Consider the following 14,730-nt stretch of genomic DNA (forward strand, 5'->3'; position numbering starts at 1 on the left):
ACTGCAGGGGGGACCCTGTGGGAGAGTAGGACGCCGCCGAACAATTTTTAGCCTCAACCCCCGGACTCTGTCCGGGGGTTGAGGCATTTTTGCGTTCTGCCGGCAGTCGGGACCCTGTGCGTGGCTCCGTCGGGGCTGAGGGTAGGGTCGGGGGGCAACGTCGGCACCATCCCAGCAGGAGGCCCCCGGGTGGAGGTCCAGGAGACTCGCGTTCAGACCGACCGGGTCCTCACCATCCCCAACATTCTCAGCATGGCGCGTCTTCTCGGCGTGCCGCTGTTTCTGTGGCTCATTCTCCGTCCCGAGTTCGGCGGCCCCAAGAGCGATGGGTGGGCGCTGCTCGTCCTGATGCTCAGCGGCGTCAGCGACTATCTCGACGGCAAGCTCGCCCGGCGCTGGAACCAGATCAGCAACCTCGGCCGGCTTCTTGACCCGGCCGCCGACCGGCTGTACATCCTGTCGACGCTCGTGGGGCTCACCTGGCGCGAGATCCTGCCGCTGTGGCTGACCGCCGCCCTTCTGGCGCGCGAGGCCATGCTGCTGGTCATGGTGGGAATCCTTCGCCGGCACGGGTACCCGCCGCCGCAGGTGAACTTCCTCGGGAAAGCTGCGACTTTCAACTTGATGTACGCGTTCCCCTTGCTGCTTCTCAGTGACGGAACGGGCTGGCTGTCGTCACTCGCTGAAGTTTTCGGGTGGGCCTTCGCCGGATGGGGTACAACTCTGTATTGGTGGGCAGGGATCCTCTACGTGGTCCAGGTCCGTCGACTCGTGAAGGCGGATACCGCGGCCGATTGAGCCCGTCCGTCCCGTGCCGTGCAACGTCGCCGGCAGGAACGAGGACGCCCGAGGGCCACCGAGCGGACAGGTGAAGTCGGCAGGACCGTCGTCTCTTCAAGGAGGACGCTTCCGACATGAAGGCCGTCGTGATGGCCGGTGGCGAAGGAACTCGACTTCGCCCCATGACCTCGAGCATGCCCAAGCCTCTTCTGCCGGTGGTGAACCGGCCGATCATGGAGCACGTCCTGCGACTGCTCAAGAGGCACGGTCTCAACGAGACCGTCGTCACCGTGCAGTTTCTCGCCTCCCTCGTCAGGAACTATTTCGGGGACGGCGAAGAGCTCGGGATGGAGCTTACGTACGCCAACGAGGAGAAGCCGCTCGGTACAGCGGGCAGTGTGAAGAATGCCGAGGAGGCGTTGAAGGACGACGCTTTCCTCGTCATTTCGGGGGACGCGCTCACAGATTTCGATCTGACGGATCTCATCGCCTTCCACAAGGAGAAGGGCGCTCTCGTCACGGTCTGTCTCACCAGGGTTCCGAATCCCTTGGAATTCGGGATCACCATCGTGGACGAAGAAGGAAAGGTCGAACGTTTCCTGGAGAAGCCCACCTGGGGACAGGTCTTCTCGGACACGGTGAACACGGGCATCTACGTGATGGAGCCCGAGGTCTTCGACTACGTCGCGGCGGATGTGTCCGTGGACTGGTCGGGTGACGTCTTCCCTCAGCTCATGAAGGAGGGCAAGCCGATCTACGGCTATGTCGCCGAGGGCTACTGGGAGGACGTCGGCACTCACGAGAGCTATGTGAAGGCCCAGGCGGACGTTCTCGAGGGCAAGGTCCAGGTCGACATCGACGGCTTCGAGATCTCCCCCGGAGTGTGGGTGGCCGAAGGCGCCGAGGTGCATCCGGACGCCGTGCTCCGCGGGCCGCTCTACATCGGTGACTACGCCAAGGTCGAGGCGGGTGCCGAGATCCGGGAGCACACCGTCATCGGGTCGAACGTGGTCGTCAAGAGCGGGGCCTTCCTGCACAAGGCCGTCGTGCACGACAACGTCTACATCGGGCAGCAGAGCAATCTGCGCGGCTGTGTGATCGGCAAGAACACCGACATCATGCGGGCCGCCCGGATCGAGGACGGCGCCGTGATCGGGGACGAGTGCCTGGTCGGCGAAGAATCGATCGTGCAGGGGAACGTACGGGTCTATCCGTTCAAGACGATCGAGGCCGGTGCCTTCGTCAACACCTCGGTCATCTGGGAGTCCCGGGGGCAGGCGCATCTCTTCGGGGCGCGCGGGGTGTCCGGCATCCTCAATGTGGAGATCACGCCGGAGCTGGCCGTCCGGCTCGCCGGCGCCTATGCCACGACGCTCAAGAAGGGCGCGACCGTCACCACGGCTCGTGACCACTCCCGGGGTGCCCGGGCGCTGAAGCGGGCGGTGATCTCGGCGCTGCAGGCCAGCGCCATCGACGTACGGGACCTGGAGAACGTACCGCTGCCCGTGGCCCGGCAGCAGACCGCGCGGGGAAGCGCCGGCGGCATCATGGTCCGGACCTCGCCAGGCGTGCCGGACTCCGTCGACATCATGTTCTTCGACGAGCGGGGGGCGGACCTCTCGCAGGCCGGGCAGCGGAAGCTCGACCGGGTGTTCGCGCGGCAGGAGTACCGGAGGGCCTTCCCCGGGGAGATCGGTGACCTCTCCTTCCCGGCGAGCGTCTTCGACTCGTACACCGGGTCGCTGCTGCGGAACGTCGACACCACCGGGATCGCGGAGGCCGGGCTCAAGGTCGTCGTGGACGCCTCCAACGGCAGTGCGGGGCTCGTCCTGCCGAGCCTGCTCGGGCGGCTCCAGGTGGATTCTCTGACGATCAACCCCGGGCTCGACGAGTCCCGGCCCACCGAGTCGGCCGAGAGCCGGCGGGCCGGGCTCGTACGGCTCGGGGAGATCGTGGCCTCGGCGCGGGCGGCCTTCGGGGTGCGGTTCGACCCCGTGGGCGAGCGGCTCTCGCTCGTCGACGAGCGGGGGCGGATCATCGAGGACGACCGGGCGCTCCTGGTGATGCTGGACCTGGTGGCGGCCGAGCGGCGTTCGGGGCGGGTCGCGCTGCCCGTGACGACGACGAGGATCGCCGAGCAGGTCGCCGCGTACCACGGCACCCAGGTGGAGTGGACGACGACCTCGCCCGACGACCTCACGCGTGTGGGCCGGGAGGAGTCGACGATCTTCGGTGGTGACGGGCGCGGCGGGTTCATCGTGCCCGAGTTCAGCAGCGTCTTCGACGGGGCCGCCGCCTTCGTGCGGCTCATCGGACTCGTGGCGCGGACGCAGCTCACGCTCAGCCAGATCGACGCGCGGATTCCGCGGGCCCACGTCCTGAAGAAGGACATCGCGACCCCGTGGGCCGTGAAGGGGCTGGTCATGCGTCGGGTGGTGGAGGCGGCGGGCAGCCGGTCCGTGGACACCACCGACGGTGTGCGGGTGGTCGAGGCCGACGGGCGCTGGGTGATGGTGCTGCCCGACCCGGCGGAGGCCGTCACCCATCTGTGGGCGGAGGGCCCCGACGACGCCTCCGCGCAGGCCCTGCTCGACGAGTGGGCCGAGGTGGTCGACAGCGCGGGTCGCTGACGGAAGAGCCGTACGGCCGGGAGGTGCCCTGGGGGTGCCTCCCGGCCCTTTGTGGGGGCCATTCGGCGGTAGGCCGTGCGACGTGCGACGATGTGCGGCATGTCGCAGCAGCCCCCCGTTCGGAGCACCGGATCACCGCCGCCGCGCCCGGACGCGTCGATGTCGCTGCTGAACAACGTGATCGACCACGCGCTCGACGACGGCTACGCGGAGGCCACGGCCCGGCGCGAGGCCGAGGGCGGCGGTCTGCCCCGGAGCCTGCGGGCCAAGCTGGGTGTCGCCGCGGGCCTCGTGCTCGCCGCCGCCGTGGTGACCGTGGGTGCGGCCGAGGCGCGGATCTCGGCGCCGGTGGTCGCCAAGGAACGGCAGGACCTGATCGACCGCATCGAGGGGGAGACCTCGGCCGCCGATCAGCTGGAGCGTGACGTGGAGCGGATCCGCGTCGAGGTGGGTGACCGGCAGCGGCAGGCGCTCGAACAGCACGGCGGGGACCAGGCCGAGCTCGTCGCCCTGCTCTCCGGCGCGACCCCGGTGCACGGTCCCGGGGTGAAGCTCGTCATCGACGACGCCAAGGGCACCGACACCGGTGGCGGAGGGCCGCGGGAGAGCAGTGGCTTCTCCGACACGGGCCGGGTCCGCGACCGGGACATGCAGCGGGTGGTCAACGGTCTGTGGGAGTCGGGGGCCGAGGCCGTCTCGATCAACGGTCAGCGCCTGACGTCGCTGTCCGCGATCAGGGCCGCCGGTGACGCCATACTGGTCGACAACAAGCCGCTGGTGCCGCCGTACACCGTCCTCGCGATCGGGGACGGGAAGCGGCTGAGCACAGCGTTCCAGGACAGCGCCGACGGGCAGTATCTGCACGCGCTGGTGGAGAACTTCGGGATCAGGAGCAGCATCTCGGCCGAGGGCGACGTACGCCTGCCGGCCGCGCCGAGCCTGACCGTACGTACAGCAGAGCCGAGGGGGGCCGGGGCGGCGACGCCGTCCGGTCGGGCCACGGCCGACACAGGGAAGGGCACATCGTGATCGCCGTACTGGGCCTGATCGTCGGAGTCGTGGTCGGACTGTTGGTCCGGCCCGAGGTGCCGGCGGTGGTCGAGCCCTATCTTCCGATCGCCGTGGTCGCCGCTCTGGACGCGGTCTTCGGCGGCCTGCGGGCCATGCTCGACGGCATCTTCGTCGACAAGGTCTTCGTGGTGTCGTTCCTCTCGAACGTGGTCGTGGCCGCGCTGATCGTCTTCCTCGGCGACAAGCTGGGCGTGGGCGCGCAGCTGTCGACCGGTGTGGTCGTCGTGCTCGGCATCCGGATCTTCTCCAACGCGGCCGCCATCCGGCGCCACGTGTTCCGGGCGTGACGCCGATGAGCGAGAACCCTGAGATGCCTGAGAACCCTGAGAACCCCGAGAAGCGCGAGAAGTTCGAGAAGCGTGAGGTGTCCGAGAGCGCTCCGCGTTCGGAGAGCCCCCGGGGTCCTGAGCCCTCCGACTCGGAGGACGGCCGGACGCCGCCGAGTTCGCCGGGCCCGCAGGGCTCCGAGACGTCCGGTCAGGGCGAGGAGACGGGGGAGTCCGCCGAGAAGGCCGAGGCGGCCGGTCCTTCCGCCGCTTCCGCGGTCTCCGCCGGGGCCGGGCCCAGCGGGCGGCGCAGGCTCGCCGCCGCTCTGTGGCCGCCGCGGGTCACCCGTGCCCAGCTCATCGTCGCCCTGCTGCTGTTCGTCCTCGGCCTCGGTCTCGCCATCCAGGTCTCCTCGACCAGCGAGAACAGCGCGCTGCGGGGCGCGCGGCAGGAGGACCTCGTACGGATCCTCGACGAGCTCGACGACCGCACGCAGCGCCTGGAGGACGAGAAGGCGCGCCTGGAGAAGCAGCGCTCCGAGCTGGAGTCGAGCTCGGACCAGGCCGAAGAGGCCCGCAAGCAGACCCAGGAGAAGGAGCGACAGCTCGGGATCCTGGCCGGCACGGTCGCCGCCGAGGGGCCGGGGATCACCCTGACCGTCGGCGATCCCAGCGGGGCCGTCGAGTCCGACATGCTGCTCGACGCCATCCAGGAGCTCCGCGCGGCGGGTGCCGAGGCGATCCAGGTCAACGGCGTGCGCGTGGTGGCGGACAGTTATTTCACCGGTAGCGGTGACGACATGCGGATCGATGGAACGAAGGTGGCCGCTCCGTACGTCTTCAAGGTCATCGGCAAGCCGGAGGATCTCGAGCCCGCGCTCAACATCCCCGGCGGTGTCGTACAGACCCTCGAGAAGGAGCAGGCCACAGCCACGGTGGAGCGGGCGCCGAAGATCGTCGTCGACGCCTTGCGACCCGCGAAGCGGCCTGACTACGCTCAGTCGTCCTCGCAGTGAGACGGGGGACGAGGGGGTCCCGCGACAAGGGCATGACGTTGCGGGGGGTCGGCGCACCACAACGGTGGTGCGTGGTGGAAACTGTCCGGAGGATACGGACGTTGTGAAGGTGTCCGGGTCGGCAGGTGTGAGGGATTTCGGTTCGTCCTGCCCCACGGGCGGGTCTGTTTCGGTCAAGGGGAATCGCCCGTGAGTTTTTTTTCGAAGTTGTTCGGCAAGAGCGGACGCGAGGACGGCGGCAACGCCAAGCACCGCGCGTCGCGCCACGCCCAGAGCGAGGAGCAGAGCGGCGAGCGTCCGCTCTTCCGCGATGAGGTCGGCGGTCAGGGCGGTGACATTTCGGGCGCGCAGGGCGCGTCGTCTGTTGACCCTGCCGGGGCCGCACGCATAGGTTTCGGGGAACCATCAACCTCAAGTACGGGTGGAGGGTTTACCCCCGACCCGTACGCGACACAGACCTCCGCGGGGCTGCCGCGGCAGGAGGATGCGTCCATGCCGGTGTGTACGAGGTGCGGTCACCGCAACGCGGCCGACAGCCGCTTCTGCTCCCACTGCGGCACGCCGCTGCGGGGCGGAGTCGCCGCCGAGCGTCCGTCCGAGACGACGTCGACGATCTCCATCTCGGGGCTCGAGGCGTACGACGCGGAGGTCACCGGCCAGACCCAGCTTCCGTCGCTGTCTCCCGAGGCGCTCGCGGCCGTCGAGGCGCTGCCTCTCGGTTCCGCGCTCCTCGTGGTGCGCCGTGGGCCGAACTCCGGCAGCCGGTTCCTGCTCGACGGAGAGCTGACGACGGCGGGCCGTCACCCGCAGAGCGACATCTTCCTGGACGACTTCACCGTCTCCCGGCGTCATGTCGAGTTCCGGCGGGCCCAGGACGGCAGCTTCACCGTCGCCGATGTCGGCAGCCTCAACGGCACGTACGTCAACCGTGAGCCGATCGACTCGGTCGTTCTGTCCAACGGTGACGAGGTGCAGATCGGCAAGTACCGGCTGGTCTTCTATTCGAGCCAGCGGGGCGTGTGACGCCTCGGAGAAGCCTTCAGGGAAGGTCCATGCTGCGAACACCGACGGGCGGTGCCGGATCCGGCACCGCCACCGCGGGCGACCGGCTGGTGAGCATCGGCACGGTGCTGAACCAGCTGCGCGACGAATTTCCCGAAGTGACGATCTCCAAGATCCGGTTCCTGGAGGCCGAGGGGCTCGTGGAGCCCCGGCGGACGGCGTCCGGGTACCGGAAGTTCAGCCCGCAGGACGTGGAGCGGCTCGCTCAGATCCTGCGGATGCAGCGGGACCACTATCTTCCGCTGAAGGTCATCCGTGAGCACCTCGACGCCCTCGCCCGGGGCGAGCAGGTCAGCCTTCCGGCGCCCGGGCGCCGGGGCGAGCTGATCGACGGGCCCTGGGAACAGGACGGGGAACGGCCCACCGCCGTGCGGATCGGCCGCGCCGAGCTGATCGCCGCCGCCGAGGTGACCGAGACCGAGCTCACCGAGTGGGAGTCGTACGGCCTCATCGCCGAGGTACCGGGCGGCGGCTACGACGCCGAGGCCGTGACCGTCGCCAGACTTGTCGCGGATCTGGGGAGATTCGGTCTCGAACCCCGGCACCTGCGCGGCGTGAAGGCGGCCGCCGACCGGGAGGCCGGACTTCTCGAACAGATGGTCGCGCCGCTACGCCGGCACCGTAATCCGCAGACCAGAGCACATGCGGAGGCCACCGCGAAGGAGCTCGCCGAGCTCTCGGTGAGGCTCCACGCGGCCTTCGTTCAGACGGCTCTGGGCATCCGGCTCCCGTGATCTTGGACGGGCCCGACTATCCAAACCGGTCGGGCACGTCCTAGGGTTGCTGTGTGAACGAGCTCGACGTTGTGGGTGTCCGGGTGGAAATGCCCTCCAACCAGCCGATCGTGCTCCTGCGGGAAGTGGGAGGCGATCGGTACCTCCCCATCTGGATCGGACCGGGTGAGGCGACCGCGATCGCCTTCGCCCAGCAGGGGATGGCCCCTCCGCGGCCGCTGACGCACGACCTTTTCAAGGACGTGCTGGAGGCCGTCGGTCAGGAGCTGACCGAGGTCCGCATCACGGATCTGCGTGACGGGGTCTTCTACGCCGAGCTGGTCTTCGCCAGCGGCGTCGAGGTGAGCGCCCGGCCGTCCGACGCGATAGCACTGGCCCTGCGGACCGGTACGCCGATCTACGGCAGTGACGGTGTGCTGGACGATGCCGGCATCGCGATTCCGGACGAGCAGGAGGACGAGGTGGAGAAGTTCCGCGAGTTTCTCGACCAGATCTCACCGGAGGACTTCGGGACCAACAGCCAGTGAGACGTGCGGCCGGAAGCCGCTTGCGAGGCCGGTCGTGCGGGCCGTCCGAGGGGTGCCGTCAGAGCATTCGAGTAGCCTTTCCCCGGGGAGAGACACGGCAAACCACTCTCAGGGTGATTATCACTCGGCGTGCCGAGTGTGGCGATCGTTGACGCACCCCGAGTGACTGCCTACCTTCGTGTGGGCAGGTCAAGGACGGAGGGTCGGCGTGATGAGCAGCGCGGACGGTACGGCAGGGAGCTCGCTCGGACGCGTGTCCGGGGAGTCCGGTCCGTATCCGCTTCACGGCAGTGTGGGCGACTTCGGAACGGACGCGAGTACAGGCCCGGCGGGTGAGGTGGTCGGCTACCGCGGCCCCACGGCCTGCGCAGCGGCCGGCATCACCTATCGCCAGCTGGACTACTGGGCGCGCACCGGACTCGTGGAGCCGAGCGTGCGACCCGCGTACGGGTCGGGGACGCAGCGGCTCTACAGCTTCCGCGACGTCGTCGTGTTGAAGATCGTCAAGCGCTTCCTCGACACCGGGGTGGCCCTCCAGAACATCCGGGCGGCGGTGCAGCACCTGCGCGCGCGGGGCTTCCGCGATCTGGAGCGGATGACGCTCATGAGCGACGGGGCCACGGTCTACGAGTGCTCCTCGCCCGACGAGGTCGTCGACCTGCTCCAGGGCGGTCAGGGCGTCTTCGGGATCGCCGTAGGGGTCGTCTGGCGGGACGTGGAGGCCGCGCTCTCGCAGCTCCACGGGGAGCGGGTCGACACGGGCGAGACGCTCGTCGGTCACAACCCGGGCGACGAGCTGGCCAGGCGGCGGCGCGACAAGGCGGTCTGAGGGGCCGCTCCCGGGGTGGCCGCATGTCCGTTGTCAGTGGCATGGGGCAGCATCGGAAGTGTGAGAGCCGCGCCGACGATCCTGCATCTCGACATGGATGCGTTCTTCGCCGCCGCCGAGCAGGCGGCGAAGCCCAGCCTGCGCGGAAAGCCCGTGGTCGTCGGCGGCCTCGGGCCGCGCGGAGTGGTCGCCACCGCCTCGTACGAGGCGCGCCGCTTCGGAGTGCACTCGGCCATGCCGATGGGGCAGGCGCGGCGGCTCGCGCCGAACGCGGCCTATCTCGTGCCGCGCTTCGCCTTCTACCGGTCGATCAGTGAACAGGTCATGGAGCTGCTCGGGCGGCTCTCGCCGCTCGTGGAGCCGCTCAGCCTCGACGAGGCCTTCGTGGACCTGGAGGCCGGGGGCCTCGCCGACGACGGTGCGAGTGCGCGGGGCGTCGGCGAGCGGCTGCGGGCCGACATCCTGGCGACGACGGGGCTGACGGGGTCGGTGGGGCTCGCGGGGTCCAAGATGATCGCGAAGATCGCCTCCGAGGAGGCCAAGCCGGACGGGCTCGTCCTCATCGAGCCCGGCACCGAGAGGGAGCTGCTCGGACCCCGGTCGGTGCGGATCCTGCCGGGGGTCGGGCCGGCGACCGGCGAGCATCTGCGGCGCGCCGGGATGACCACCGTCTCCGATCTGGCCGAGGCGGGCGAGGACGAGCTCGTACGGCTCCTGGGGCGGGCGCACGGGGCCTCGCTGCACCGGATGGCCCAGGGGTACGACGACCGGCCCGTGGTGGCCGAGCGGGACGCCAAATCGGTGTCGGTCGAGGACACCTTCGACGTCGACCTGCACGACCGCGTGCGGATCAGGACCGAGGTGGAGCGGCTCGCCGAGCGGTGCGTGGCGCGGCTGCGGGCCTCCGGGCACTCCGGGCGGACGATCGTCCTCAAGGTGCGGCGGTACGACTTCTCGACGCTGACCCGGTCCGAGACGCTGCGGGGGCCCACGGACGACCCGGTGGTCGTGCGGGAGGCCGCGGGGCGGCTTCTGGAGGCGGTGGACACGACCGGGGGTGTGCGGTTGCTCGGGGTGGGGGTGAGCGGGCTTGCGGACTATACGCAGGAGGATCTGTTCGCTCAGGCGGAGGCGGAGGCGGAGGGGGAGCGGGTGGGGGCGTCTGTGGCTTCCTCTGCCTCCGCCTCTGGGGCTGTGGCTGGGGGGTCGGGTTCGACCTCCGCGGCGGCGGCCGGGGGTGCTGTGCCGGATGAGTCCGCTGCCGGCGGGGCTGCCGTCGAGCGGCGGTGGGCGCCCGGGCATGACGTGCGGCACGCGGTGCACGGGGCGGGGTGGGTGCAGGGGAGCGGCGTCGGGCGGGTCACCGTGCGGTTCGAGGAGCCGTGGTCGGCACCGGGTCGGGTGCGGACGTTCTCGGTCGACGATCCGGAGCTGGAGCCTTCGGAACCGTTGCCGTTGGTGCGGGGGGAGTGTCGGGCGGGGGCGTGACGGGGCCGTGCGGGGCCGGTGCCGGGGGCCAGTGCCGGCCGTGGGGGGTGCGCCCGGCCTTGCGGCCGGGCTGGGGTTCCCACCCGCACCACCCGTGCAGCTGGGGACACAGAGGTGCGGGTCTTCTTGTGAGGGGTGTCGCGCCGTCGGCGGCTGCCCGTGGGACGGCCTTCCGGCCCGTAGCGCGGCCTTCCGGCCCCTGGGCGGCCTCCCAGCGGCCTTCCCCCCTGGGCGGCCTCCCAGCCCCTGGGCGGCCGAGGGCCGTGGGCGCGGGCAGGAGCCGCGCCGTTATGCCGTCGCGCTTGGCTGAGGGCCGGGGCCCGGGCGGGGAGCCGTGCCGTCGTGCCCGTCGTGCCCGTCGTGCCCGTCGTGCCCGGTGTGGCCGTCGTGCCGTACGTGCGGGGCGTGCCGGGCGTGCGGTACGTGCCGGGCAGGCCGAACGTGCCGGCGTGCCGTGCGTGCGTGGCGGCCGGGCGGGCCGTACGTGCCGGGCGTGCCGTGCGTGGCGGGCCGGCAGGCCGTACGAGCTTGGCGGGCCGGGCAGGCCGTACGAGCTTGGCGTGCCGTCGTGCCGTCGTGCCGTCGTGCCGTCGTGCCGCCGCGCCGGGCGTGCGTGGCGGGCCGGCGTGTCGGGCGTGGGGTGGCCGGGGCAGGGGCTTGGGGTTAGGGGCCCTCTTGGCCGGCCAGGCGGCCGAAGTCTGTGTCCTGAGGGGGTTGGGGTGTGGGCGGGAGGGTGAGGTTGTAGTGGCGGTAGAGCTGGAGCTCCTGTTCAGGGGAGAGGTGGCGGCCCACGCCGAAGTCGGGGGCGTCCTTGATCAGCGCGCGCTCGAACGGGATGTGGAGGCCGTCTTCGAGCAGGTCGCTCGGCTCCAGGGGGACGAAGGCGTCCCGGCTGAACAGGCCGGTGCGGACCGCGGCCCATTCCGGGATGCCGGTGGCGTCGTCCAGGTACACCTCGTCCACGGTTCCGATCTTGTTTCCGTTGCGGTCGTACGCCTTGCGGCCGATCAGGCTGCGCGGATCGATGTCGGTCTGCACGGTCCCTCCAACTGGTCGCAACTGCTCTACACCCCTACGAAAGTGCACAACTGGGATGTCGGCCACTTGAGCGATGGGACCCGCAACCTCGCTGGTAGGCTGGCTGTGGCTGTCGACCCTGTGCGGGAGAGTCCCCCGGAGAAACCTTTCGGAGGGCGCCGAAGGAGCAAATCCTCCCCGGAATCTCTCAGGCCCCTGTACCGCGCGGACGAGGTCACTCTGGAAAGCAGAGCGGTGTCCGACGGCATGCGCTCTCACCGACGGTGAAAGCCGGCGTGCCGTGAGGCGTGCCGGTGAAACTCTCAGGTTGAGATGACAGAGGGGGAGGCCGTCCGGGTACCCGCGCCGTGGTGCCCCTCGCAGGTCGTGACGACCAGGAGGCCTCCGTACATGACCGCCAACCGCATTCCGCTCTCCGAGCTCGAGCAGGGCATCCCGTTCGAGCAGCGGCACATCGGGCCCGACGCCGAGGCGCGGGCCAAGATGCTCGCCCAGGTCGGTTACGGCTCGCTCGACGAGCTCACGGCCGCCGCGGTGCCGGACGTGATCAAGAACGCCGAGGCGCTGGCCCTGCCGGCCGCGCGCACCGAGGCCGAGGTACTGGCCGAGCTGCGCACGCTCGCCGACGGCAACCAGGTCCTCGCCCCCATGATCGGCCTCGGGTACTACGGGACCTTCACGCCTCCGGTGATCCTCCGGAACGTGATGGAGAACCCCGCCTGGTACACCGCGTACACGCCGTACCAGCCCGAGATCTCGCAGGGCCGCCTCGAGGCGCTGCTCAACTTCCAGACGATGGTGGCCGACCTCACCGGTCTGCCCACGTCGGGCGCCTCCCTACTCGACGAGGGCACCGCCGCCGCCGAGGCCATGTCCCTGGCCCGCCGTGTCGGCAAGGTCAAGAACGGCGTCTTCCTCGTCGACGCCGACGCCCTGCCGCAGACGATCGCCGTCATCGAGACCCGCGCCGAGCCGACCGGTGTCGAGGTCGTCGTCGCCGACCTCAGCGACGGGATTCCGGCCGAGATCGCCGAGCGCGGCGTCTTCGGCGTGCTGCTCCAGTACCCGGGTGCCTCCGGCGCCGTGCGGGACATCAAGGCCACCATCGACCAGGCCCACGAGCTCGGTGCGATCGTCACCGTCGCCGCCGACCTGCTCGCCCTGACCCTGCTCACCTCGCCCGGCGCGCTGGGCGCGGACATCGCGGTGGGTACGACGCAGCGCTTCGGCGTCCCCATGGGCTTCGGCGGTCCCCACGCCGGCTACATGGCCGTCCAGGACAAGCACGCCCGCTCCCTGCCCGGCCGCCTGGTGGGTGTCTCCGTCGACGCCGACGGCAACCGCGCGTACCGCCTGGCCCTGCAGACCCGCGAGCAGCACATCCGCCGCGAGAAGGCCACCAGCAACATCTGTACCGCTCAGGTGCTGCTCGCCGTCATGGCCGGCATGTACGCCGTCTACCACGGGCCGGACGGGCTGAAGGGGATCGCGCAGCGGACCCACCGGTACGCCACGATCCTCGCCGCGGGTCTCACCGCCGGTGGTGTCGAGGTCGTCCACGGTTCGTACTTCGACACCCTGACCGTCCGGGTGCCCGGCCGTGCCGACTCGGTCGTGGCCGCCGCCCGTGACGCCGGGGTGAACCTCTACCGCGTCGACGCCGATCTCGTCTCGATCTCCTGCGACGAGACCACCGGACGCGAGCAGCTCGCCGCCGTCTGGGGCGCCTTCGGTGTCGACGGCGACGTCGAGGCCCTGGACGCGTCCGCCGAGGACACGCTGCCCGCCGGGCTGCTGCGCTCCGACGCGTACCTGACCCACCCGGTCTTCCACGCGCACCGCTCCGAGACGTCGATGCTGCGCTACCTGCGCAAGCTCGCCGACCGCGACTACGCGCTCGACCGCGGCATGATCCCGCTCGGCTCCTGCACGATGAAGCTGAACGCGACGACCGAGATGGAGCCGGTGACCTGGCCCGAGTTCGGCCAGATCCACCCCTTCGCCCCGATCGACCAGGCGCAGGGCTACGTCACGCTCATCACCGAGCTGGAAGAGCGCCTCGCCGAGGTCACCGGCTACGACAAGGTGTCGATCCAGCCCAACGCCGGTTCCCAGGGCGAGCTGGCCGGCCTGCTGGCCGTCCGCGCCTACCACCGGGCCAACGGCGACCTCCAGCGCACCGTCTGCCTCATCCCGTCCTCCGCGCACGGCACCAACGCCGCCTCCGCGGTGATGGCCGGCATGAAGGTCGTCGTCGTCAAGACCGCCGACGACGGCGAGGTCGACGTCGCGGACCTGCGCGCCAAGATCGAGCAGTACCGCGACGAGCTGTCCGTGCTGATGATCACCTACCCGTCGACGCACGGCGTCTTCGAGGAGCACGTCGCCGACATCTGCGCCGAGGTCCACGAGGCCGGCGGTCAGGTGTACGTCGACGGCGCCAACCTCAACGCGCTGGTCGGTCTGGCCAAGCCCGGCAAGTTCGGCGGCGACGTCTCGCACCTGAACCTGCACAAGACCTTCTGCATCCCGCACGGCGGCGGCGGCCCGGGCGTCGGTCCGGTCGGCGTCCGCGCCCACCTCGCCCCGTACCTGCCGAACCACCCGCTCCAGCCCACCGCGGGCCCGGAGACCGGCGTCGGCCCGATCTCGGCGGCGCCGTGGGGCTCCGCGGGCATCCTGCCGATCTCCTGGTCGTACGTGCGCCTGATGGGCGGCGAGGGCCTCAAGCGCGCCACGCAGGTCGCCGTGCTCGCGGCGAACTACATCGCCAAGCGCCTGGAGCCGCACTTCCCGGTCCTCTACACCGGTCCGGCCGGTCTGGTCGCCCACGAGTGCATCGTGGACCTGCGTCCGCTCTCGAAGGAGACGGGCGTCACGGTCGACGACATCGCCAAGCGTCTGATCGACTACGGCTTCCACGCGCCGACGATGTCCTTCCCGGTGGCCGGCACGCTGATGATCGAGCCCACCGAGTCCGAGGACATCACCGAGCTGGACCGTTTCTGCGACACGATGATCGCGATCCGGGCCGAGATCGAGAAGGTCGCCTCGGGCCAGTGGCCCGCCGACGACAACCCGCTGCACAACGCCCCGCACACCGCGGCCGCGCTGGGCGGCGAGTGGAACCACGCGTACACCCGTGACGAGGCGGTCTTCCCGGCCGGTGTCTCGGCCGCCGACAAGTACTGGCCGCCGGTGCGCCGCATCGACGGTGCCTTCGGCGACCGGAACCTGGTCTGCTCCTGCCCGCCGATGGACGAGTACGAGCACTGAGCATGAATCGAGG

General features: G+C 70.3%; 12 protein-coding genes and 1 riboswitch. Of the genes, 11 read left to right on the plus strand and 1 reads right to left on the minus strand.

Features of this window, described 5'->3' with window-relative positions:
• The first annotated feature begins 189 nt into the window (after window positions 1-189).
• The 10 genes from ASC82_RS04440 (at window position 190) to ASC82_RS04485 (ending at window position 10,403) form a co-directional block, all read left to right on the plus strand.
• Window positions 190-798: a CDP-alcohol phosphatidyltransferase family protein gene (locus ASC82_RS04440; protein WP_056641870.1), complete on the plus strand. Its 609-nt coding sequence runs from the start codon at window positions 190-192 to the stop codon at window positions 796-798.
• 116 nt (window positions 799-914) lie between these two features.
• Window positions 915-3,410 carry a mannose-1-phosphate guanyltransferase gene (locus tag ASC82_RS04445; protein ID WP_024756905.1) on the plus strand — a complete coding sequence of 832 codons (2,496 nt, stop codon included), beginning with the start codon at window positions 915-917 and terminating at the stop codon, window positions 3,408-3,410.
• A gap of 99 nt (window positions 3,411-3,509) precedes the next feature.
• The gene (locus tag ASC82_RS04450; protein WP_037642863.1) at window positions 3,510-4,439 is read left to right on the plus strand and encodes a DUF881 domain-containing protein; all 930 of its coding nucleotides are present in this window, start codon (window positions 3,510-3,512) and stop codon (window positions 4,437-4,439) included.
• On the plus strand, window positions 4,436-4,768 hold the full coding sequence (locus ASC82_RS04455) for a small basic family protein (RefSeq protein ID WP_015032176.1): 333 nt from the start codon (window positions 4,436-4,438) through the stop codon (window positions 4,766-4,768). Before ASC82_RS04450 ends, ASC82_RS04455 begins: the two co-directional genes overlap by 4 nt.
• Before the next feature lie 23 nt (window positions 4,769-4,791).
• Window positions 4,792-5,763, plus strand: coding sequence for a DUF881 domain-containing protein (locus tag ASC82_RS04460; protein ID WP_242427547.1), 972 nt, complete (start codon window positions 4,792-4,794; stop codon window positions 5,761-5,763).
• 81 nt (window positions 5,764-5,844) lie between these two features.
• Window positions 5,845-6,786 carry an FHA domain-containing protein gene (locus ASC82_RS29220; RefSeq protein ID WP_185909330.1) on the plus strand — a complete coding sequence of 314 codons (942 nt, stop codon included), beginning with the start codon at window positions 5,845-5,847 and terminating at the stop codon, window positions 6,784-6,786.
• A 29-nt stretch (window positions 6,787-6,815) separates the two neighbouring features.
• Window positions 6,816-7,559, plus strand: coding sequence for a MerR family transcriptional regulator (locus ASC82_RS04470; RefSeq protein ID WP_056641873.1), 744 nt, complete (start codon window positions 6,816-6,818; stop codon window positions 7,557-7,559).
• Between the two features lie 53 nt (window positions 7,560-7,612).
• Window positions 7,613-8,086 (plus strand): bifunctional nuclease family protein, encoded by a 474-nt coding sequence (locus tag ASC82_RS04475; RefSeq protein WP_015032172.1) that lies wholly within the window; start codon window positions 7,613-7,615, stop codon window positions 8,084-8,086.
• Between the two features lie 211 nt (window positions 8,087-8,297).
• Window positions 8,298-8,915, plus strand: coding sequence for a whiB transcriptional repressor BldO (gene bldO, locus ASC82_RS04480; RefSeq protein ID WP_024756900.1), 618 nt, complete (start codon window positions 8,298-8,300; stop codon window positions 8,913-8,915).
• 60 nt (window positions 8,916-8,975) lie between these two features.
• Window positions 8,976-10,403, plus strand: a complete 1,428-nt coding sequence (locus ASC82_RS04485; protein WP_056641876.1) for a DNA polymerase IV — start codon at window positions 8,976-8,978, stop codon at window positions 10,401-10,403.
• Window positions 10,404-11,066: 663 nt separating this feature from the next.
• Here the strand turns inward: ASC82_RS04485 and ASC82_RS04490 are convergent.
• Complete coding sequence (locus ASC82_RS04490; protein WP_056641879.1) at window positions 11,067-11,441, minus strand: PRC-barrel domain-containing protein; 375 nt, start codon at window positions 11,439-11,441, stop codon at window positions 11,067-11,069.
• A 113-nt stretch (window positions 11,442-11,554) separates the two neighbouring features.
• A riboswitch (glycine riboswitch) is annotated at window positions 11,555-11,654 on the plus strand.
• Window positions 11,655-11,831: 177 nt separating this feature from the next.
• Here ASC82_RS04490 and gcvP point away from each other — a divergent pair.
• The gene (gene gcvP, locus ASC82_RS04495; protein ID WP_056641883.1) at window positions 11,832-14,717 is read left to right on the plus strand and encodes an aminomethyl-transferring glycine dehydrogenase; all 2,886 of its coding nucleotides are present in this window, start codon (window positions 11,832-11,834) and stop codon (window positions 14,715-14,717) included.
• Window positions 14,718-14,730: the final 13 nt, after the last annotated feature.

Origin of the sequence: Streptomyces sp. Root431 (assembly GCF_001426585.1) — a bacterium.
GTDB classification, from domain to species: domain Bacteria; phylum Actinomycetota; class Actinomycetes; order Streptomycetales; family Streptomycetaceae; genus Streptomyces; species Streptomyces stackebrandtii.

Coding starts and splice junctions, on each gene's coding strand:
- ASC82_RS04445 (WP_024756905.1), top strand. CDS start 915: ATGAAGGCCGTCGTGATGGCCGGTGGCGAAGGAACTCGACTTCGCCCC.
- ASC82_RS04450 (WP_037642863.1), top strand. CDS start 3,510: ATGTCGCAGCAGCCCCCCGTTCGGAGCACCGGATCACCGCCGCCGCGC.
- ASC82_RS04460 (WP_242427547.1), top strand. CDS start 4,792: ATGCCTGAGAACCCTGAGAACCCCGAGAAGCGCGAGAAGTTCGAGAAG.
- ASC82_RS04470 (WP_056641873.1), top strand. CDS start 6,816: ATGCTGCGAACACCGACGGGCGGTGCCGGATCCGGCACCGCCACCGCG.
- bldO (WP_024756900.1), top strand. CDS start 8,298: ATGAGCAGCGCGGACGGTACGGCAGGGAGCTCGCTCGGACGCGTGTCC.
- gcvP (WP_056641883.1), top strand. CDS start 11,832: ATGACCGCCAACCGCATTCCGCTCTCCGAGCTCGAGCAGGGCATCCCG.